Annotated in this window: 18 protein-coding genes, 1 tRNA gene and 1 pseudogene; 19 read left to right on the top strand and 1 reads right to left on the bottom strand. The window is 69.6% G+C overall.

Annotation, left to right across the window (positions count from 1 at the left end):
- The 4 genes from JWQ05_RS01855 to rsgA all read left to right on the top strand — a co-directional run.
- On the top strand, positions 1–504 hold a 504-nt coding region (locus JWQ05_RS01855; protein WP_299653615.1), incomplete at its 5' end, for a TolC family protein.
- A 123-nt stretch (positions 505–627) separates the two neighbouring features.
- Complete coding sequence (locus JWQ05_RS01850; protein ID WP_299653612.1) at positions 628–1,248, top strand: PopZ family protein; 621 nt, start codon at positions 628–630, stop codon at positions 1,246–1,248.
- A gap of 115 nt (positions 1,249–1,363) precedes the next feature.
- Positions 1,364–4,096 (top strand): valine--tRNA ligase, encoded by a 2,733-nt coding sequence (locus JWQ05_RS01845; RefSeq protein WP_299653609.1) that lies wholly within the window; start codon positions 1,364–1,366, stop codon positions 4,094–4,096.
- Positions 4,097–4,184: 88 nt separating this feature from the next.
- Positions 4,185–5,183, top strand: a complete 999-nt coding sequence (rsgA, locus tag JWQ05_RS01840; RefSeq protein ID WP_299653606.1) for a ribosome small subunit-dependent GTPase A — start codon at positions 4,185–4,187, stop codon at positions 5,181–5,183.
- Between the two features lie 12 nt (positions 5,184–5,195).
- Here the strand turns inward: rsgA and purD are convergent, their stop codons facing one another.
- Positions 5,196–6,479, bottom strand: coding sequence for a phosphoribosylamine--glycine ligase (gene purD, locus JWQ05_RS01835; protein WP_299653603.1), 1,284 nt, complete (start codon positions 6,477–6,479; stop codon positions 5,196–5,198).
- A gap of 253 nt (positions 6,480–6,732) precedes the next feature.
- On the opposite strand from purD, the gene JWQ05_RS01830 reads away from it, so the two are divergent.
- From JWQ05_RS01830 to JWQ05_RS01760, 15 genes and pseudogenes are all read left to right on the top strand, one after another.
- On the top strand, positions 6,733–6,912 hold the full coding sequence (locus JWQ05_RS01830) for a hypothetical protein (protein WP_299653600.1): 180 nt from the start codon (positions 6,733–6,735) through the stop codon (positions 6,910–6,912).
- 59 nt (positions 6,913–6,971) lie between these two features.
- Positions 6,972–8,690, top strand: a complete 1,719-nt coding sequence (xseA, locus tag JWQ05_RS01825) for an exodeoxyribonuclease VII large subunit (RefSeq protein WP_299653597.1) — start codon at positions 6,972–6,974, stop codon at positions 8,688–8,690.
- A 166-nt stretch (positions 8,691–8,856) separates the two neighbouring features.
- Positions 8,857–9,084, top strand: coding sequence for a DUF4170 domain-containing protein (locus tag JWQ05_RS01820; protein WP_238225282.1), 228 nt, complete (start codon positions 8,857–8,859; stop codon positions 9,082–9,084).
- Positions 9,085–9,266: 182 nt separating this feature from the next.
- Positions 9,267–10,211, top strand: a complete 945-nt coding sequence (locus JWQ05_RS01815) for a ribose-phosphate pyrophosphokinase (protein ID WP_056097113.1) — start codon at positions 9,267–9,269, stop codon at positions 10,209–10,211.
- Between the two features lie 216 nt (positions 10,212–10,427).
- Positions 10,428–11,135 carry a cell cycle transcriptional regulator TrcR gene (locus tag JWQ05_RS01810; RefSeq protein ID WP_299653580.1) on the top strand — a complete coding sequence of 236 codons (708 nt, stop codon included), beginning with the start codon at positions 10,428–10,430 and terminating at the stop codon, positions 11,133–11,135.
- Between the two features lie 75 nt (positions 11,136–11,210).
- Complete coding sequence (locus JWQ05_RS01805; protein WP_299653578.1) at positions 11,211–12,113, top strand: dihydrodipicolinate synthase family protein; 903 nt, start codon at positions 11,211–11,213, stop codon at positions 12,111–12,113.
- Between the two features lie 142 nt (positions 12,114–12,255).
- Positions 12,256–12,813, top strand: coding sequence for a hypothetical protein (locus JWQ05_RS01800; protein WP_299653575.1), 558 nt, complete (start codon positions 12,256–12,258; stop codon positions 12,811–12,813).
- A gap of 286 nt (positions 12,814–13,099) precedes the next feature.
- Positions 13,100–14,830 carry a 30S ribosomal protein S1 gene (rpsA, locus tag JWQ05_RS01795; RefSeq protein WP_299653572.1) on the top strand — a complete coding sequence of 577 codons (1,731 nt, stop codon included), beginning with the start codon at positions 13,100–13,102 and terminating at the stop codon, positions 14,828–14,830.
- A 329-nt stretch (positions 14,831–15,159) separates the two neighbouring features.
- Positions 15,160–16,146, top strand: coding sequence for a signal peptide peptidase SppA (sppA, locus tag JWQ05_RS01790; RefSeq protein WP_299653569.1), 987 nt, complete (start codon positions 15,160–15,162; stop codon positions 16,144–16,146).
- A 48-nt stretch (positions 16,147–16,194) separates the two neighbouring features.
- Positions 16,195–16,506, top strand: coding sequence for an integration host factor subunit beta (gene ihfB, locus JWQ05_RS01785; RefSeq protein WP_299653566.1), 312 nt, complete (start codon positions 16,195–16,197; stop codon positions 16,504–16,506).
- Between the two features lie 41 nt (positions 16,507–16,547).
- Positions 16,548–16,922 (top strand): LapA family protein, encoded by a 375-nt coding sequence (locus JWQ05_RS01780; RefSeq protein ID WP_299653563.1) that lies wholly within the window; start codon positions 16,548–16,550, stop codon positions 16,920–16,922.
- 25 nt (positions 16,923–16,947) lie between these two features.
- On the top strand, positions 16,948–17,607 hold the full coding sequence (locus JWQ05_RS01775) for a phosphoribosylanthranilate isomerase (protein WP_299653561.1): 660 nt from the start codon (positions 16,948–16,950) through the stop codon (positions 17,605–17,607).
- A gap of 150 nt (positions 17,608–17,757) precedes the next feature.
- Entirely contained in the window at positions 17,758–18,999 is a 1,242-nt protein-coding gene (gene trpB / locus JWQ05_RS01770) for a tryptophan synthase subunit beta (protein ID WP_299653558.1), read from the top strand.
- 111 nt (positions 19,000–19,110) lie between these two features.
- Positions 19,111–19,187: transfer RNA gene (locus tag JWQ05_RS01765), tRNA-Met, on the top strand.
- Positions 19,188–19,390: 203 nt separating this feature from the next.
- Positions 19,391–19,643, top strand: a pseudogene (locus JWQ05_RS01760) (site-specific integrase); the annotation flags it as partial.

Here is a 19,643-nt window from a genome sequence, read left to right as displayed (position 1 = left end):
CCCGGCGACAACGCGGTCAGCGCCTCGATCGTCGGCCGCCTGACGATCCCGATCTACGAGGGTGGCCAGACGTACTCGCAGATCCGCCAGGCCAAGGAGACGGTGGGTCAGCGCCGCCTCGACGCGGAAGACACCCGCGACCAGGTGCGCTCGGCGATCGTCACCGCCTGGGGCCGCCTCGAAGCCTCCAAGGCCCAGGTCATCGCCTCGCAGGCGCAGGTTCAGGCCAACGAAGTGGCGCTGAACGGCGTGCGCGAGGAGGCCCGCGTCGGCCAACGCACCACGCTCGACGTCCTGAACGCGCAGCAGGAGCTGCTGAACGCCCGCACCAACCTCATCCTCGCCCAGCGCGACCGGGTGATCTTCTCCTACGGCGTCGTCCAGGCGGTGGGCCGCCTCACCGTGCGCTTCACGGCGCTGCCGGTGGCGGTCTACAGCCCCCGCGAGCACTTCGATCAGGTCAAGGACCTCTGGTACGGCGTGCGCACGCCGGACGGCCGGTAACAGGCCGGGGACGGCGCGGGCTTATCCCGCTCCGTGCGGTAGCCGGCGCTTGTATCGGGGTAGGAGCGTGAAATACTCGCTGTCTTCATCGATCGTTTACCCTAGACCCCGAGCATCGTCCGGATGAGTGCAGCGAGCCCCAAGGTGCCGGAAAAGGCGCAGGAACCCTCCATGGAGGAGATCCTCGCCTCGATCCGCCGCATCATCGCGGACGACCAGAACGCCAAGGCCGAGGTGGTGGCGCCGCAGCATTCCGCGCCGCTGCCCGAGAACGACGACGTGCTCGATCTCGCCGAGATCGCCCAGCCGATCCGCAAGCCCGTGCTCCTCGACGAGCCCGAGATCGCGTTCCGCAAGGAGCCGATCGAGGACGGGCAGATCGACTTCGACGCGATCTCCTTCGACGACGACGAGGAGCCGGAACCCGAGCCACTCACGCCCCCGCGGGCTGCCGCCCCGATCGAGCCGCCGCGCCCGGCGCCGCAACCCGAGCCCCGTGCCGAGCCCCGCGCGCCGGAACCGACCCCGACCGAGCGCCTCACCTCGGCCGTGACGGACGCCAGCGTCGCGCAGGCCTTCCACATGCTCTCGCACACGGTGATGAGCAGCCAGGCCCGCACGCTGGAGGACCTCGTCCAGGACATGCTCCGCCCGATGCTCAAGGGCTGGCTCGACGAGAACCTGCCGAGCATGGTCGAGCGGCTGGTCCGTGCCGAGATCGAGCGCGTCGCCCGGGGTCGCTGAAGCCTGTGCGGATCGCCCCCGCGTGAAAACGCGGGGCTCGCGTGTTGACGGAGAGGGCCCGACGGGTTGAAAGCGGGCCAACCCCGCTGATCCAACACGTGAACCGACCCCGCCCATGATGGACAAGACCTTCGACCCCGCCGCCGTCGAGGCGCGCATTGCCGCCGCCTGGGAGACGGGCGGCGCCTTCAAGGCGGGTCGGCCTGAGCGGGCCGGGGCGACGCCCTTCACCATGGTGATCCCGCCGCCGAACGTGACCGGCAGCCTGCACATGGGGCACGCCCTCAACAACACCCTGCAGGACATCCTCTGCCGCTTCGAGCGCATGCGCGGGCGCGACGTGCTCTGGCAGCCGGGCACGGACCATGCCGGCATCGCCACCCAGATGGTGGTGGAGCGCCGCCTGGCGGAGGCCGGCGAGCCCGGCCGGCGCGAACTCGGCCGTGCGGCCTTCGTCGAGAAGGTCTGGGCCTGGAAGGCGGAATCGGGCGGGGCCATCGTCAACCAGTTGAAGCGGCTCGGCGCCTCCTGTGACTGGTCGCGCGAGCGCTTCACCATGGGCGTGTCGGGGGCCCCCGACGACCAGATGGTCCGCGCCGTCACCAAGACCTTCGTCGATCTCCACGCGCAGGGGCTGATCTACCGCGACAAGCGGCTCGTGAACTGGGACCCGAAGTTCCAGACCGCGATCTCCGACCTCGAAGTGCTGCAGGTCGAGGTGAAGGGCCAACTCTGGCACTTCGACTACCCGATCGTGGACGAGGCCGGCATGGAAACCGGCGAGGTCATCACGGTGGCGACCACGCGGCCCGAGACGATGCTCGGCGACACGGCGGTGGCGGTCCATCCGGAGGACCAGCGCTACACCCACCTCGTCGGACGGAACGTGCGCCTGCCCCTGGTCGGGCGCCTGATCCCCATCGTGGCCGACACCTATTCCGACCCCGAGAAGGGCACCGGCGCGGTCAAGATCACGCCCGCGCACGACTTCAACGATTTCGAGGTGGGCCGCCGCGCCGGCTGCATTCCGATCAACATCCTGGATGCGGAAGCCCGCATAACCCTCGACGGCAACGCGGCTTTCCTCGCCGACGCGGCACCTGAGCCCGAGGCGCTGGCCCTGCACGGCCTCGACCGTTTCGCGGCGCGAAAGCGCGTGGTCGAACTGATGGAGGTCCGCGAGCGCCTGCGGCTCGTCGAGCCCAACACCCACGCGGTCCCGCACGGGGACCGCTCGAACGTCGTCATCGAGCCCTACCTCACGGACCAGTGGTACGTGAACGTGAAGCCGCTGGCCGAGCGCGCGCTGCAGGCGGTGCGCGCCGGCCAAACGAAGTTCGTGCCGGAGAACTACGAGAAGACCTTCTTCCAGTGGCTGGAGAACATTGAGCCCTGGTGCATCTCGCGCCAGCTCTGGTGGGGCCACCAGATCCCGGTCTGGTACGACGAGGCGGGCGGCATCTTCGTCGCGGCGAGCGAATCCGAAGCGCAAGGGCAGGCCGACGCGAAGCACGGCAAGCCCGTGACCCTGCGCCGGGACGAGGACGTCCTCGACACCTGGTTCTCCTCCGCCCTCTGGCCGTTCTCGACGCTCGGCTGGCCGGACGAGACCCCGGAACTCGCGCGCCACTACCCGACCAACACACTGGTGACCGGCAAGGACATCATCTTTTTCTGGGTCGCCCGGATGATGATGCTCGGCCTTCACGTCACCGACCGGGTGCCCTTCGACACGGTCTACCTGCACACCCTGGTGCGCGATGCCTCCGGCGCCAAGATGTCGAAATCCAAGGGCAACGTGGTCGACCCCCTCGGGCTCATCGATCAGTACGGGGCGGATGCCCTGCGCTTCACGCTGGCCGCGATGGCGGCGCAGGGGCGCGACATCAAGCTCGCGGTGAACCGGGTCGAGGGCTACCGCAACTTCGCGACGAAGCTCTGGAACGCCTCGCGCTTTGCCGAGATGAACGGCTGCACCTTGCGCGCCGATTACCGCCCGGAGGCGGCCACCGAGTCGCTCAACCGCTGGGCGCTCGGAGAGGCCGCCCGCGCGGTGGCCGAGGTCACGGCGGCGCTCGACGCCTATCGCTTCAACGACGCGGCGGCGGCGGCCTACCGTTTCGTCTGGAACATCTTCTGTGACTGGTACCTGGAACTCGCCAAGCCGGTCCTGCAGGGGGAGGGGGTCGATGCGGGCCTGCGGGAAGAGACCCAGGCCACCGTCGCGTTCCTGATCGACCAGATCGCCAAGCTGCTGCATCCGTTCATGCCGTTCCTCACCGAGGAACTCTGGGCGATCAAGGGCGAAGGCGTTGCGGATCGAGGCCTCCTCGCCCTCGCCCCCTGGCCGGACCTCGCCGCCCTGAACGACCCGAACTCCGAGGCCGAGGTGGGCTGGCTGGTGGATCTCGTCTCCGAGATCCGCTCGGCCCGCTCGGAGACTAACGTGCCGGCCGCCGCGCAGATTCCCCTCGTGGTGGTCGGGGCCGACGAGGCCACACAGGCCCGCGCCACGCGCTGGAGCGACACGCTGATCCGCCTCGCGCGGCTCTCCGAGATCCGCTTCGAAGCGAGTGCCCCGAAGAACTCGGTGCAGTTGCTGGTGCGCGGATCGGTGGCGGCCCTGCCCCTCGAGGGCATCGTCGATCTCGCCGCCGAGGTCGCCCGCCTGAAGAAGGAGGCCGCCAAGGCTGTCGCCGAGATCGCCAAGATCGAGGCCAAGCTCGGGAATGCCGACTTCCTCGCCCGCGCCCCCGACGAGGTGGTGGACGAGCAGCGCGAGCGCCGCGACGCGGAGGCCGCCCGGCTGGAAAAGATCACCGAGGCGCTGACGCGGCTCGCCGCTTGAGCGCCCGGGGACGTCACCGTCGGTCGGGATACGGCGTCGACGGTGGCGCAGGTCTCCTGGTCGCAGGCGGGTCGGCGGGGGTGAAGCCGTGACGGACGCCCCCACCCTCGCCGGCCTCGGCTGGTCCGGCTTCTTCGCGGAGCAGTGCCGGCCCGACGAGGCGGCTCTCGAGCCGCAGCGCATCGCGACCGTGCATCGCGCGCGCATGGGAAGCCTCTCGGAGGCCGGCCCGGTGAAGCTCGTGCTTCCGGTCCACACCAACACCGGCGATTACGCGGTGGGCGACTGGGTCCTCGTCGAGCCCGGAACCCAGTTGCTGCGCCGTCGCCTCGATCGCCGCACGGTGCTGGAGCGCCGGCGCGAGGGCAGCGCCGTGCCGCAGCTCGCGGCGGCGAATGTCGACGCGCTGTTCGTCGTCACGTCCTGCAACGCGGACTTCAACCCGACCCGCCTGGAGCGCTACCTCGCGCTCGCCAACCAGGGCGGCGCGGAACCCGTCATCGTGCTGACCAAGGCGGATGTGGCAGGCGATGCCGAGCGCTATCGCCGCGAGGCGAGGGCGCTCCAGCGGGACCTGAGCGTCGTCATCGTGAACCCGCGCGTCGCCGAGGCATCGACGCATCTCGCCCCCTGGTGCGGCCCGGGCCGCACCGTGGCGGTGGTCGGCTCGTCCGGAGTGGGCAAGTCGACCCTGGTCAACACCCTGGTCGGACCGGATGGGGATGCGCCCCAGGCGACGGGGGGCATCCGCGAGCACGACGCCAAGGGCCGGCACACCACCACGTCCCGCTCGCTCCACGCCATCGCGGGCGGCGGCTGGGTGATCGACACCCCGGGCATCCGCTCGCTCCAGCTCGGCGACGCGGCGGAAGGCATCGACACGCTGTTTGCCGAGATCACCGAACTGGCGCCCGATTGCCGGTTCCGGGACTGCACCCACGCCCACGAGCCCGGCTGCGCGGTCCAGGCCGCCGTGGCGGAGGGCCGCCTCGATCCGGAGCGGGTCTCGCGCTGGCGCACCCTGCGGGCGGAGAATCGCGGAAACACGATCGTCCCGACTGGCCCGCGCGGCAACAAGAAGCGCTGAAGGCGCCGCGCCCTAGATGCCCCCGCCCGCGACCTCGCGGGCCACGGCGCGGCGGCCGATGTCCCGGCGGCAGAAGCCCTCCGGCCAGTCGATCCGCGCAATGGCGGCGTAGGCGCGGGCCTGGGCCTCCATCATAGTCTCCCCCAGCGCCGTGACCGCGAGCACGCGCCCGCCATCGGCCAGCAGCCGCCCGCCCTCGGCGCGGGTGCCGGCCTGGAACACCACGACCGCGTCGCTTTCCCCCGCCGCCTCGATGCCCCGGATCTCGGACCCGCGCATCACGGTGCCGGGATAACCCGCCGCCGCCATGACCACGGTCAGCGCCGCGCGATGCGCGTCGAATTCGAGGCTGATCCCGGACACGTCGCCCTCGCAGGCGGCGAGCAGGGCCGGCACGAGGTCCGAGGCGAGGCGGGGCATCAAGACCTGCGCCTCGGGGTCGCCGAAGCGGGTGTTGTACTCGATCAGCTTCGGCCCGTCGGCGGTCAGCATCAGGCCCGCATAGAGGATGCCGGTGAAGGGGGTGCCCCGGGCCCGCATGCCGTCGAGGGTCGGGCCGATGATCGTCTCCATCACCTCCCGCTCCAGGGCGGGGGTGAGGATGGTGGCCGGCGAGTAGGCGCCCATGCCGCCGGTGTAGGGCCCGCGATCCCCGTCGAAGACCCGCTTGTGGTCCTGGGCCGTGCCCACCGACACCGCGCGGGTGCCGTCGCAGAGGGCGAAGAAGCTCGCCTCCTCGCCGAACAGGCATTCCTCGATGACGATCTCGGCACCGGGCTCCTCGAACAGGGCACGCACCGCGGCCTCCGCCTGGTCCAGGGTCTCGGCCACGACAACGCCCTTGCCGGCCGCGAGGCCATCCGCCTTCACAACGATGGGCGCGCCCTGCTGCGCGAGGTAGGCCAGGGCCGGTTCGAGGGCCCGGAACCGCGCGAAGGCGGCGGTGGGGATGCCGACCTCGGCGCAGAGATCCTTGGTGAAGCCCTTGGAGCCCTCGAGCTGCGCGGCGGCCCGGGTCGGCCCGAAGGCGCGGATGCCCGCCGCCTGGAGGTCGTCGACGAGGCCCGCCACCAGGGGCGCCTCCGGGCCGACCACCACGAGGCCGATGCGCTCATCCGCGCAGAAGGCGCGCACGGCAGCGTGATCCTTGACAGCGAGGTCGGGCCGGTTCTCGCCGAAGGCGGCGGTCCCCGGATTGCCCGGCGCCGTGAAGAGGCGTGCGCAGAGCGGGCTCTTGGCGATGGCGTAGGCCAGGGCGTGCTCACGCCCACCCGCGCCGATGAGGAGGATGTTCATGGGGGTGATGTTCCCCAAAAGCGGTTCGTTGAAAAGTCCGTTTTGTCCCGTGGGCCGCGCCTGTGCACGGGAAGTGCGGTTTGGAGGCGACGCGAATGGGTGCCATCGCGACTGAGAGGCATCGCGAATTGGCCACGGTCTGCGTTGAACCTATGCCGGGGAAGGAAGTTCTCGTGAGTTGGTGCGGAACGAACCAATCGAGGCGACGTTGGTGAGGATCATGCCAAGCTGTCGCAAATCCTCTCCGCTTTCGATGGCACCGCCCCCGTCCATGCGGGTGGTCTTGTCGCATTACGTGACGCGAGGCCGTGTTTCGGTCCACGCCGCGAACGACAACCGGCCCGTCGATGGCCTGCCGATCTGGCGCATGGCGCTTGCCGTCAGCGCCGTCCCGATCGTCTCCGTCCTGCTGATCCTGTCGATCCTGATGTGAACGTTGGACGCGCGACGTCCGCTTTACCTGTGGCAAGCGTGGCCCTAGCGTCCGCCGCCATGGCCGTTCCCCCTCCGCCCGCCAAAGCCGCCGTCTCCACCGGCACCGTGTCCAACGTGCCGGAATGGTCCGTTGGGGACCTCGCCTCCGCCCTGAAGCGGACCCTGGAGGACGCGTTCGGGCATGTGCGTCTACGCGGCGAAATCTCGGGCTTTCGTGGGCAGCACGGCTCGGGACATGCCTACTTCTCCCTGAAGGACGGCAATGCCCGGATCGACGCGGTCGTCTGGAAGGGCACCTTCAACCGCCTGCGCCAGCGGCCGCAGGAGGGGCTCGAGGTCGTCGCCACCGGGCGGATCACCACATTCCCGGGCAAATCCTCCTACCAGATCGTCATCGAGACCCTGGAGCCCGCCGGCATCGGCGCGTGGATGGCGCTGTTGGAGGAGCGCAAGCGCCTACTAGCCGCCGAAGGACTGTTCGCGGCCGAGCGAAAGCGGGCGATCCCCTACCTGCCACGCGTGGTCGGGGTCGTGACCTCGCCCACCGGCGCCGTCATTCGCGACATCCTGCACCGGCTGGAGGACCGCTTCCCGCGGCCCGTGCTGGTCTGGCCGGTCCGGGTCCAGGGGGAGGGCGCCGCCGAGGAGATCGCCGCCGCGATCCGGGGCTTCAACGCGCTCGCCCCCAACGGACCGATCCCGCGCCCCGACGTCCTCATCGTGGCGCGAGGGGGCGGCTCGATCGAGGATCTCTGGGCCTTCAACGAGGAATGCGTCGTCCGCGCGGCTTCGGAATCCACGATTCCGCTGATCTCGGCGGTGGGCCACGAGACCGACACCACCCTGATCGACTTCGTCTCGGACCGTCGCGCACCGACGCCCACGGGGGCCGCCGAGATGGCAGTGCCGGTGCGCGCAGACCTCATCGCGGAGGTGGTCGACCTCGGGCGCCGGCAGCGGGAGGCGGTGCTGCGTCGCCTCGACCGGGAGCGCAGCGACCTGCGCGCCCTGGTGCGGGCGATGCCGGACGTCGATGCCTTCCTGGCGGCCAAGCGCCAGCGCCTCGACCTCGCGGAGGCCCGCCTCGGCCCGGCGCTCGCCGGCAACGCCCGGGTGTTTCGCCTGCGCGTGTCGCGCCTCGTGGAGCGTTTCGCCCGGCATCCGCCGACCCTGGCGCTGGCCCAGGCGCGCGGACGCCTGGCGCGCATCGGCGACCGCTCCGGATCGGCCCTGCGCCACGACACCGCGCGCAAGGGCGAGAAACTGGCCTATCTCGGGCGCCGCCTCGTCGTCGCCCGAGACGGCACCCTGGGTCGCGCCCGCACGGATCAGGCCCGCAGCCGCGACCGCCTCGGCGCCCTCCAGGCGCGCTTGGTCCAGGCCGGCGCGCGCCTCACCGAACGGCGCGCCGACCGCCTCGCCGGGTTGGCGGGGCTCCTCGGCTCGCTGAGCTACCGGGCGGTGTTGGCCCGTGGCTACGCGCTGGTGCGCGACGTCGACGGGACGCCGGTCCGCGCGGCCGCCGAGGCGAGGGCGCACATGATCCTCGAGTTTTCCGACGGCACGGTCGGCGTGCGGGCGGAGGCTGGATCCCCGGCGATGGCCACCGGCCCGGAACCGGCCGGTCCGCCGGAGGGCGATCCCGGTCAGGCCGTGCGCCGGAAAGCGGCGCCGAAGCGGGCTGGCGCGAAGAAGGCCGAGACGCCGAGGATCGCGCAGGCGGAGGCCGCCACCGCGCCCCCGCCGACCCGGCAGGGCAGCCTGTTCGACCTCTGAACGGTGACCCGTGCGCAACGTCCCGGTGCCATGCGCCGCAGGCACCGCGTGCACGTGTTCCCCGGCACGCCCGCCGGGTTGACGAACCCGGCCGCGTTTGCGACCGCACCGGCGGCACGGCTCGTGCCTGCCAGCGCAGGGCCGAGCCCGGCAGAGGAGATGCGGGATGACCACGACGATCGACAGCGCGCAGAAGCTGCACCTCGTCTTCGGCGGCGAATTGGAGAGCCTCGACGGGGTGAACTTTCGCGACGTGAAAGGTCTCGACATCGTCGGCATCTTTCCGGACTACGCGTCGGCGCAGACCGCCTGGAAAGCCAAGGCACAATCCACGGTGGACAGCGCGCAGACACGCTACTTCATCGTGCACCTGCATCGGCTGCTCGAGCCGTAATCCGTGACATCAGGGCTCATCGCGCGGACATCCTGAACTTGGGTGTCCGTAACTTTGAATGCCTGTAACTTGGGTGAAGGCATTGTGACGCCCCTCCTGCGGCTGTTATGGACCCCGCAGCGTGAAGGCCCGGCCGTCGATCATGGGACGGGCCTCAAGGATCGCGAGATGAAGACCCCGGCATGAAGTCCTCGATCAAGATCATCGCCGGCAATGCGAGCCGGCCCCTGGCCGAGGCCATCGCGGCCTATCTCGAATTGCCGCTGGCGAAATGCATGGTCCGGCGCTTCGCCGACATGGAGATCTTCGTCGAACTCCAGGAGAACGTGCGCGGCGAGGACGTCTTCATCGTCCAGTCGACCTCGTTCCCGGCCAACGATCACCTGATGGAATTGCTCATCATGATCGATGCGGCCCGGCGCTCCTCGGCGCGGCGCATCACCGCCGTGATCCCGTATTTCGGCTATGCCCGCCAGGACCGGCGCACCTCCGGCCGCACCCCGATCTCGGCCAAGCTGGTCGCCAACCTCATCACCGAGGCCGGCGCCGACCGCGTGATGACCCTCGACCTGCATGCCGGCCAGATCCAGGGCTTCTTCGACATCCCCACCGACAACCTGTTCGCCGCGCCCGTGAAGGTGCGCGACATCAAGGAGCGACTCGACCCGAAGGACTGGATGGTGGTCTCGCCGGATGTCGGCGGCGTGGTCCGCGCCCGCGCCATCGCCAAGCGCATCGACGCGACGCTGGCCATCGTCGACAAGCGCCGCGAGCGCCCCGGCGAGTCCGAGGTGATGAACATCATCGGCGAGGTCGAGGGCCGCTCCTGCATCCTCGTGGACGACATCGTCGATTCCGGCGGCACGCTGGTGAACGCGGCCGAAGCCCTGCTGAATGCCGGTGCCAAGGACGTCTCCGCCTACATCACGCACGGAGTGCTCTCGGGCGGTGCCGTCTCGCGCATCGCCGCCTCGCGGATGAAGGAACTGGTGATCACGGATTCGATCCAGCCGACCCAGGCCGTCAAGCTCGCCCGCAACATCCGGGTGGCCACCATCGCGCCGCTGCTCGGCGAGGCCATCGGCCGGACCGCGACCGAATCGAGCGTGTCGAGCCTCTTCACCTGAGGCCCCCCGACGATCGAGGGCGAGGATCGGCCGGACGCGTTCGTCCGGGAGCCGACGGATCGCAATTGCGCAGACCCCACAGGAACCTGTATAGACGGCGCTTCCCTATTGCAGCGTTGAGACGGGATGCTGCCGGCCGGTCTCGGGCCGGAGCGAGCGACGCCCTGTCGGCGGCGCCCCGAGACCCGTCCCGCACGAACCTGTTGGAGTAGCCCGATGTCGCAAGGTCCGCTGATGCCGAAGGCCACCGCCGTATGGCTGGTGGAGAACACCTCGCTGGCCTTCGAGCAGATCGCCGATTTCTGCAAGCTCCACCCCCTCGAGGTGAAGGGCATCGCCGACGGCGAGGTCGCGGCCGGCATCAAGGGCCTCGACCCGATTACCACCAACCAGCTGACCCGCGACGAGATCGAGAAGGCGCAGAAAAGCCCGAACTACAAGCTGAAGGTCGCGGTCTCGAAGGTGAAGCTGCCCGAGGTCAAGCGCACCACCAAGGGCCCGCGCTACACGCCCCTCTCGCGCCGCCAGGACCGGCCGAACGCCATCCTCTGGCTGCTGCGCAATCACCCCGAGCTCAAGGACGCCCAGATCATCCGGCTCGTGGGCACCACCAAGTCGACGATCCAGCAGATCCGCGAGCGCAGCCACTGGAACTCGGCCTCGCTCCAGCCGATGGACCCCGTGACCCTCGGCCTCTGCACGCAGATCGACCTCGATTTCGAGGTTCAGCGCTCGGCCAAGGATCGCCCGGCCAACATGCCGGTGGATGGCGGCGCGACCTTGCTGCCGACCGAGGTCTCGACGGCCACCGACTACACCGAGGCCGACGAGCACCACCGCACCGCCCGCGACGAGAAGCTCAACGCCGATTCGGTGTTCGCCAAGCTCAAAGGCATGCGCAGCACCGAAGAAGACGAGGACTAGCCAGAACCGCCCGCCGCCGGATTTTCGGACCGGCTGATGGGGCAGGGCGGTGACGAGCACGCGGGGAGCGGCCTGATGCTGACGGAGACGATGCCGGAGGGTGTGTCGGCCTTCCCGATCACGCCCTGCGACGCCGCAGGACGGCTCGACGGCGGGGCCCTGTCCCGCCTGCTCACGCGCCTCGTCACGCCGTCGGTCGCCTCGATCGGCCTCCTCGGCAGCACGGGCAGCTACCCCTACCTGACCCGCGACGTGCGCCGCCAGGCGCTGGAGGTCGCGGTGGAGACGGTGGCCGGCCGCGTGCCGATCCTCGTCGGCGTCGGTGCCCTGCGCACGGACGAGGCCGTACGGATCGCCCAGGATGCCAGGGCCATCGGAGCATCGGTGGGACTGCTCGCGGTGGTGTCCTACACGCCGCTCACCGAGGACGAGATCGTCGAGCACTTCACCGTGGTGGCGCGGGAGAGCGGCCTGCCACTCTGTATCTACGACAATCCCGGCACCACCCACGTGGCGATCGGCCCCGATCTGGCGGGTCGCCTCAGCCGGATTCCCGGCGTGATCGCGATCAAGAGCCCGGCCTCGCCCGTGCCCGGCATCGCCGCCCACTTCGCGGCCCTGCGCAACGCGGTGGGCCCGGGTCTCTCCATCGGATTCAGCGGCGACTGGCACGCCACGGAGGCGCTGCTGGCCGGCGGCACGGTCTGGTACAGCGTCGCCGCCGGCCTCTTCCCGGAACCCTGCGGAGCGATCCTGCGTGCCGTCCAGACGGGAGACGCCGAGGAGGCGCGCCGCCTCGATGCGGCGATGGAGCCGCTCTGGGCGCTCTTCAGGGCGCATTCGAGCCTGCGGGTGATCTACGCCGCCGCGACGATCCTGGGTTTCGGACGACCGGAACTGCCGCGTCCCCTGTTGCCGCTGCCCGAGCCGGCCCGGCGCGCGGTGGCCGAGACCCTGGCGCAACTCGGCCTGACCTGAACCCCGCGGCTTCGACCTCGCGGACAACCGGCAGAATAACCGGAGTTTTTGAAGCGTTTTTTCCTGGCATCTGGTGTTCGCGATCGGAAGCTGCGTAATATCGCACCCCTTATCGTCGCGAGGCCACGTTTCAGGGGACGCCATGACCGGCCAGACCGTCGCAACGGAACCGCCGCAGGGGTTGGTGCCGGGTGGGTATGGGGGCGGCGCGCATGCGCCGGACGCCGACGCGGCCTGGGGCCTTGGCGCGATCCATCACGCCTCCGAGCCGGTGACGCTCGCCGAATCCCTGATGAGCGACGCGGGCTGGAGTCCGGCGAATTTCAGTGAGGCGGGCCCCAATCCGCCCTACCTGCGCATCGGCGGCAAGCTCTGGGTCACCCTCACGGAATTCGAGCCGTGCTTCTCGTCGTACCACCGGGACCGGGTGCTGTTCCGCTCCAAGGTCTCGATGACGGATCACCTGTCCCGCTACGACGAGATCATGATCGACCCGCTCGCGTTCGAGGAGTGCTTCGGGCCGGAGGAGGGGACCGACGCGACCTTCCCGTTCGGCGCCTGGCTGGCGATCCGCGAGGTCCGCCTCGACGGGATCGAGCTCTGGGGCCGCCGGCACGGCCGGGTCATGCTGCCCCTGGAGCCCCTCGCCATTGCCTCGGCGGTCTGGCTGCGCAGCACCGCAGATGCGGCGGTCGTCTGAACCCCGTCGCGGCGATCACCCTCTCCTCACGGCGATATTGCCCGCCGTCCTGCGATCGGCTATGCCGAGGCCGTTCTCCGATTGGATTCGACGAGGCTCGGGCTCACGTCCCGGGCCGCGCCCCTGTTGGAGGATCGCTCTCGACCATCGTTTGAGAATGCGTCGGCCCTCCGTTTTTTGGGAGGTTGAGCCCGTCGGGTCAGCGACCCCGGGCGGCGACGTCGAGGGTGCCCCGTCACACGAGCCGCCGATGCCGGCCTCCCGATGAGGCCTGTCAGGAGACAGAATGACCGCTGGTAACGCCCTGCAGCGTAACCCGAGCCGCGATGATTTCGCGGCTCTCCTCGAGGAGAGCTTCCTCGAGCACGAGATCACCGAAGGTTCCGTCGTCAAGGGTCGCGTCGTCGCGATCGAGAAGGACGTGGCCGTCATCGACATCGGCGCCAAGACGGAAGGCCGTGTCGCCCTCAAGGAATTCAACGGCCCCGGCCGCGAAGGCGAACTCGCCGTCGGCGACGAGGTCGAGGTCTATGTCGACCGCATCGAGAATGCGCTCGGCGAGGCCGTCATCTCGCGCGACAAGGCGCGCCGCGAGGAGAGCTGGGTCAAGCTCGAGAAGGCCTTCGAGGCCAACGAGCGCGTCACCGGCGCGATCTTCAACCAGGTCAAGGGCGGCTACACCGTCGACCTCGACGGCGCCGTGGCGTTCCTGCCGCGCAGCCAAGTCGACATTCGCCCCGTGCGCGACGTCACGCCCCTGCTCGGCACGCCCCAGCCCTTCCAGATCCTCAAGATGGATCGCCGCCGCGGCAACATCGTCGTGTCGCGCCGTACCGTCCTCGAGGAGAGCCGCGCCGAGCAGCGCTCCGAGCTCGTGGCCAACCTCGAAGAGGGTCAGGTCATCGACGGCGTCGTCAAGAACATCACCGAGTACGGCGCCTTCGTCGATCTCGGCGGCATCGACGGCCTGCTCCACGTCACCGACATGGCGTGGCGCCGCGTGAACCACCCGTCCGAGGTCGTGACCATCGGCCAGACGGTCAAGGTCAAGATCATCAAGATCAACCACGAGACCCACCGCATCTCGCTCGGCATCAAGCAGCTGCTCGCCGATCCGTGGGAGGGCATCGCCCAGCGCTACCCGGTCGACGCCCAGCTCAAGGGCCGTGTCACCAACATCCCCGATTACGGCGCCGGCGTGGAGCTGGAGCCGGGGATCGAGGGCCTGATCCACGTGTCCGAGATGTCCTGGACGAAGAAGAACGTCCATCCCGGCAAGATCGTCTCCACCTCGCAGGAAGTGGAAGTGCAGATCCTCGAGGTCGATCCGGTCAAGCGCCGCATCTCGCTCGGCCTCAAGCAGACCCTCCAGAACCCCTGGGAGGCCTTCGCCCAGCAGCATCCTGTGGGCTCCGAGGTCGAGGGCGAGGTCAAGAACAAGACCGAGTTCGGCCTGTTCATCGGCCTCGACGGCGATGTCGACGGCATGGTCCACCTGTCGGATCTCGACTGGAACCGTCCCGGCGAGCAGGTCATCGAGGAGTTCAAGAAGGGCGACATGCTGCGCGCCCAGGTTCTCGACGTCGACGTCGAGAAGGAGCGCATCTCGCTCGGCGTGAAGCAGCTCGGCGGCGACCCCTTCACGGAAGCCGGTGACCTCAAGAAGGGTCAGATCGTGACCTGCGAAGTGGTGGACGTGAAGGATTCGGGCGTCGACGTGAAGATCGTCGACACCGACCTCACCACCTTCATTCGCCGGGCCGAGCTCGCCCGCGACCGTGGCGACCAGCGCCCCGAGCGCTTCGCCGCCGGCGAGAAGTTCGACGCCCGCGTGATCCAGTTCGACCGCAAGGCGCGCCGGGTCCAGCTCTCCATCAAGGCCCTCGAGATGGCCGAGGAGAAGGAGGCGATGGCCCAGTTCGGTTCTGCCGATTCCGGTGCCTCCCTCGGCGAGATCCTGGGCGCGGCCTTCAAGAAGGCCCGCACCAGCGACGACAAGGACGAGTCGCAGGACTGATCGTCCCGAGCGGCCACGACCCTCGGCCCTTACGGGCCGGGGATTCGCCAAAACGCTGACGCCCGCGTGGGATCGCCTCCCGCGCGGGCGTTTTCGCGCGCGCACCACCCCTTGTCGGCGCCCGTGGGGGAGCGCTAGAACACGAAGACAGCTGAGGCCGGAACCCCTCGTCCCATCCGAGGATGCGAGACGCACCAAAGGCTTGGTGCAAATCGCCGTGGAGTGTGGGACAAGGTTCGGCACACGCACGCATAGGCGTGGAGACCGGGTTTCGAGCCCGGACAAGAATCAGCCGGCGGAGCCGGCGCGCGAGGGAGCGTAACCAGCGCATGGCCGCGGATGCCGAACTTCTGATCGATCGCCGGCGCCTGCGCCGCAAGCTTTCCCTGTGGCGGGTGCTCGGCATCGGTGGCCTCGTGGTCGCCGTCGGCGCGGTGGGCCTGCGGGTCCGCAGCGGCGGCGATGCTCTCAGCCTCGGTGGCGTGCGTCCCCAGATCGCGCGGATCTCGGTGGGCGGTTTCATCGCCGGCAGCGAATCCACCACCAAGCTGATCGAGCGGGTGCGCGAGTCGAGCGCCGTCCAGGGCGTGGTGGTCTCGATCTCGTCGCCGGGCGGCACTACCACCGGCTCCGAGGAACTCTACCGCAACCTGCGGGCGCTGGCCGAGAAGAAGCCCATCGTGGCCTTCGTCGACGGCACGGCGGCCTCGGGGGCCTATATCGCGGCCATTGCCGCCGATCACATCGTGGCGCGCGAGACCGCCCTCGTCGGCTCCATCGGCGTGCTGTTCCAGTATCCGGATCTGTCGGGCCTCCTCGACAAGGTCGGGGTCAAGGTCGAGTCGGTGAAATCCGCCCCGCTCAAGGCCGAGCCCTCGGGCTTCACCCCGACCTCGCCGGAGGCCCGCGCCGCCCTCGCGGCGGTCGTCGGCGACACCTACGCCTGGTTCAAGGGCCTCGTGGCCGACCGGCGCAAGATGAACGACAAGGAACTCGCCACCGTCTCCGACGGGCGGGTCTTCAGCGGGCGCCAGAGCGTGCCCCTGAAGCTCGTGGACGGCCTCGGCGGCGAGCGCCAGGCCATCGCCTGGCTCGAGGCCGAGCGTGGTGTGGCCAAGGACCTGCCCGTGCTCGACTGGAAGCCCACGGCCAAGAGCGACTTCCGCCTGTGGTCGGCCCTCGGGATCGGCGCCGACCTCGTCGGGCTCGACGGCCTCGCCACGCGCCTGCGCCAGGTCGGCGACGAGACGGCGGGGATCGCCCAGGGCGGCCTCCTCGTGCTCTGGCGCCCCGGTCCGGCGGATGCCGCCCGCTGAGGCGAGACGCCCCCACACTTTCGTGCATGACTTCGTGAAGGCCCCCGCATGATCAAGTCGGAGCTCGTGCTCAAGATCGCCGAGCAGAACCCGCATCTCTATCAGCGCGACGTCGAGACCCTCGTGAACGCGATCCTCGACACCATCGCGGACGCCCTCGCCCGGGGCGACCGCGTCGAGCTGCGCGGCTTCGGCGCGTTCTCGGTCAAGCGCCGCGACGCGCGGCGCGGGCGCAACCCGCGCACGGGTGCGGCCGTTGCCGTCTCGGAGAAGGCCATCCCCGTGTTCAAGACGGGCAAGGAGATGCGCCTGCGCCTCAACGAGGCCGGCATCGGTGAGGCGGGCGCCTCCGCATTCTGACCGGCCGTCGCCTCGTTCCTACGCTTTCGGAGTTCCTCTCGATGATCCGCTTCCTCAAGGGCCTGGTGCTGCTTCCCGTGGCGATCCTCGTGGTGGCCCTCGCGGTCGCCAACCGCGACGCGGTGCGGGTGTCGTTCGATCCCTTCTCGCCGGACATGCCGGTCTTCAGCGCGACGCTTCCGCTCTACGCCCTGCTGTTCATCGCTGTCGCAGTCGGCGTCCTGCTCGGTGGCTGCGGCGCCTGGATCGGGCAATCGGGCAGCCGCCGCACGAGCGCCGAGCGCCGCCGCGAGATCCGTCGCCTGGAGGGCGAGACCGCCCGCCTGAAGACCTACGCCCCGCCCCCGGCCAACGAGGGCCCGAACGGCATCTATCGCAATGCCTCGGACCGCGTCGCCCTGCCGGCGCCGCGCTGAGACCGTCCCCAACGCCCGAGCCCCCATGTCCGCCATTGCGATCAAGTCCGCCATCGCGATCAAGATCTGCGGGCTGAGCACGGCGCCGACCCTCGACGCCGCCCTGGCGGCGGGTGCCGACCTCGTCGGCTTCGTGCATTTCCCGAAAAGCCCCCGGCACGTGAGCCTGGAGATCGGCCGCGCCCTCTCGGCGCGCGCGCGGGGCCGGACCGAGCGCGTGGTGCTCCTCGTCGACCCCGACGATGCCCTGGTGGCCACCGCCGTCGAGGCCTTCGACCCCGAGTGGATCCAACTTCACGGGCACGAGACCCCGGAGCGCGTCGCCGCCATCCGCGCCGCGACCGGGCGCCGTGTGATGAAGGCGATCGGAATCGCGACCCGCGCCGACCTCGCCGCGCTGGCCGCCCACGCGCGGCATGTCGACCGCATCCTCCTCGACGCCAAGGCGCCCCCCGGGGCCGACCTTCCCGGCGGCAACGGCCAAGCCTTCGACTGGACGATCTTGGACGGCGCGGACCTTCCGGACGGCGCTATGCTCTCGGGCGGCCTCACCCCCGGCACCGTCGCCGAAGCCCTGGCCCGCACGGGCCTGCGCGCGGTGGACGTGTCCTCCGGCGTGGAGACACGGCCGGGCGAGAAGTCGCCCGAGCGCATCGCTGCCTTCATCGCCGCCGCCCGGGGCTGACGGGGCGGATCGCCGTTCGGCTCAACCCCTTGCGCCGGCCTCGCAAAAGCGGTCTGAGTCCCCGGATTGGCGCCTTGGCCGCATTGTCGCCGAACCCCGCGCGGGTCTAGGCGTTGGCCAAACGCATCCGCGACCGCAAGGACCATGCCCGTGACCATCGCTCCCCCTCCGAACTCGTTCCGCAACGGCCCGGACGAGCGCGGCCGCTTCGGTATCTTCGGCGGACGCTTCGTGGCCGAGACGCTGATGCCGCTGATCCTCGACCTGGAGGCGGCCTACACGGCCGCGAAGGCCGATCCGGCCTTCCAGGCGGAGATGGACGGCCACCTGACCCATTATGTCGGCCGGCCGAGCCCGCTCTACTACGCCGAGCGCATGACGGAGCACCTGCGCGCGCAGGCCGCCCCGGGCCACGGCGCGAAGATCTTCTTCAAGCGGGACGAGTTGAACCACACCGGTTCGCACAAGGTGAACAACGTGCTCGGCCAGATCATGCTGGCCCGCCGCATGGGCAAGCCGCGCATCATCGCGGAGACGGGTGCGGGCCAGCACGGCGTCGCCACCGCCACCCTGTGCGCGCGCTTCGGCCTGAAATGCGTGGTCTACATGGGCGCCGTCGACGTGGCACGCCAAGCCCCCAACGTCTTCCGCATGAAGATGCTGGGCGCCGAGGTCGTGCCGGTCCAGTCGGGCACTAGGACCCTCAAGGATGCGATGAACGAGGCCCTGCGCGACTGGGTCACCAACGTCGAGGACACCTTCTACTGCATCGGCACCGTGGCGGGGCCGCATCCCTATCCGGGGATGGTGCGCGACTTCCAGTCGATCATCGGCCGCGAGACGCGGACGCAGATGCTGGAGATGGAGGGCCGCCTGCCGGATTCGCTGGTCGCCTGCATCGGTGGCGGCTCCAACGCCATGGGGCTGTTCCATCCCTTCCTCGACGATCCCGAGGTCGCGATGTACGGCGTCGAGGCGGCGGGCCACGGCATCTCCAGCGGCCTGCACGCGGCCTCGCTGTCGGGCGGCAAGCCCGGCGTGCTCCACGGCAACCGCACCTACCTCCTGCAGGATGCCGACGGGCAGATCGCCGACGCGCACTCGATCTCCGCCGGTCTCGACTATCCGGGAATCGGCCCCGAGCACGCCTGGCTGCACGAGGCCGGCCGCGTCACCTACCTCTCGGCGACGGACCAGGAAGCCCTCGACGCCTTCAAGCTGTGCTCGATGCTGGAGGGCATCATCCCGGCCCTGGAGCCGGCCCATGCCCTCGCCAAGGTTCGAGAACTGGCACCGCAGAAGCCCCAGGATCATCTACTCGTCGTCAATCTCTGCGGCCGCGGCGACAAGGACATCCCCCAGGTCGCCGAGATCCTTGGAACCCGCCTCTGAGCGGAGCCCGGAACGGGTCGTTTTCCAGGCCCGAACCCCGTTGACACCCGCCAGCGGACTTCCCTATACCGCCGATCTCGTCGCGGCCGCCCGAACCAGCCGCCGCGACATGGCGGGGTAGCTCAGTTGGTTAGAGCAGAGGAATCATAATCCTTGTGTCGGGAGTTCAAATCTCTCCCTCGCTACCAAAGTTTTAGCCTGCTAGGTCAATGACTTAGCAGGCTTTTTCTTTGCTCTTTGAGCCACGTAAAAACGGCTTTATGCGTTAGCTCAGTGCTAGCGCAGCCCAGAAATTGTCCTTTGCCCTTAAGGGTTTCGTGGGGGGTCACGGAGCAGCCTAGCGCACTTCTAGCGCAGTCATCCGCACCGCAGTAACCAGACAGGGCGCATCGTGAGCACCCCAGCCAGTGCCCAAGCTGAGCGCTACCAGCTGTTCCAACGCAAAGGCAGCACCCGCTGGCAGATGCGCTTCAGCGTGCGAGGGCAGGGGCAGCTCAAGCGATCTCTGGATACCGATGACCGCGCAGAAGCCGAGCGCAGGGCTGACTCCATCTGGTACGAGGCCACCTACCGGGCCAAGCAGGGCCTCACCGCCCGTGCGCATACCTTCGAGAGCGTGGCCGAAGAGTACATCGCGCAGATCC

The organism is Methylobacterium sp. (assembly GCF_028290105.1).
In the GTDB taxonomy this organism is placed as follows: domain Bacteria; phylum Pseudomonadota; class Alphaproteobacteria; order Rhizobiales; family Beijerinckiaceae; genus Methylobacterium.
The sequence above is the reverse complement of the archived record's forward strand: the minus strand, read 5'-3'. Positions and strand labels throughout refer to the sequence as shown.

Excerpts from the sequence above, each read along its gene's own strand:
- JWQ05_RS01850 (WP_299653612.1), top strand. The coding sequence starts at position 628 with ATGAGTGCAGCGAGCCCCAAGGTGCCGGAAAAGGCGCAGGAACCCTCC.
- JWQ05_RS01845 (WP_299653609.1), top strand. The coding sequence starts at position 1,364 with ATGATGGACAAGACCTTCGACCCCGCCGCCGTCGAGGCGCGCATTGCC.
- purD (WP_299653603.1), bottom strand. The coding sequence starts at position 6,479 with ATGAACATCCTCCTCATCGGCGCGGGTGGGCGTGAGCACGCCCTGGCC.
- JWQ05_RS01830 (WP_299653600.1), top strand. The coding sequence starts at position 6,733 with ATGGCACCGCCCCCGTCCATGCGGGTGGTCTTGTCGCATTACGTGACG.
- xseA (WP_299653597.1), top strand. The coding sequence starts at position 6,972 with ATGGCCGTTCCCCCTCCGCCCGCCAAAGCCGCCGTCTCCACCGGCACC.
- JWQ05_RS01820 (WP_238225282.1), top strand. The coding sequence starts at position 8,857 with ATGACCACGACGATCGACAGCGCGCAGAAGCTGCACCTCGTCTTCGGC.
- JWQ05_RS01815 (WP_056097113.1), top strand. The coding sequence starts at position 9,267 with ATGAAGTCCTCGATCAAGATCATCGCCGGCAATGCGAGCCGGCCCCTG.
- JWQ05_RS01810 (WP_299653580.1), top strand. The coding sequence starts at position 10,428 with ATGTCGCAAGGTCCGCTGATGCCGAAGGCCACCGCCGTATGGCTGGTG.
- JWQ05_RS01805 (WP_299653578.1), top strand. The coding sequence starts at position 11,211 with ATGCTGACGGAGACGATGCCGGAGGGTGTGTCGGCCTTCCCGATCACG.
- JWQ05_RS01800 (WP_299653575.1), top strand. The coding sequence starts at position 12,256 with ATGACCGGCCAGACCGTCGCAACGGAACCGCCGCAGGGGTTGGTGCCG.
- rpsA (WP_299653572.1), top strand. The coding sequence starts at position 13,100 with ATGACCGCTGGTAACGCCCTGCAGCGTAACCCGAGCCGCGATGATTTC.
- sppA (WP_299653569.1), top strand. The coding sequence starts at position 15,160 with ATGGCCGCGGATGCCGAACTTCTGATCGATCGCCGGCGCCTGCGCCGC.
- ihfB (WP_299653566.1), top strand. The coding sequence starts at position 16,195 with ATGATCAAGTCGGAGCTCGTGCTCAAGATCGCCGAGCAGAACCCGCAT.
- JWQ05_RS01780 (WP_299653563.1), top strand. The coding sequence starts at position 16,548 with ATGATCCGCTTCCTCAAGGGCCTGGTGCTGCTTCCCGTGGCGATCCTC.
- JWQ05_RS01775 (WP_299653561.1), top strand. The coding sequence starts at position 16,948 with ATGTCCGCCATTGCGATCAAGTCCGCCATCGCGATCAAGATCTGCGGG.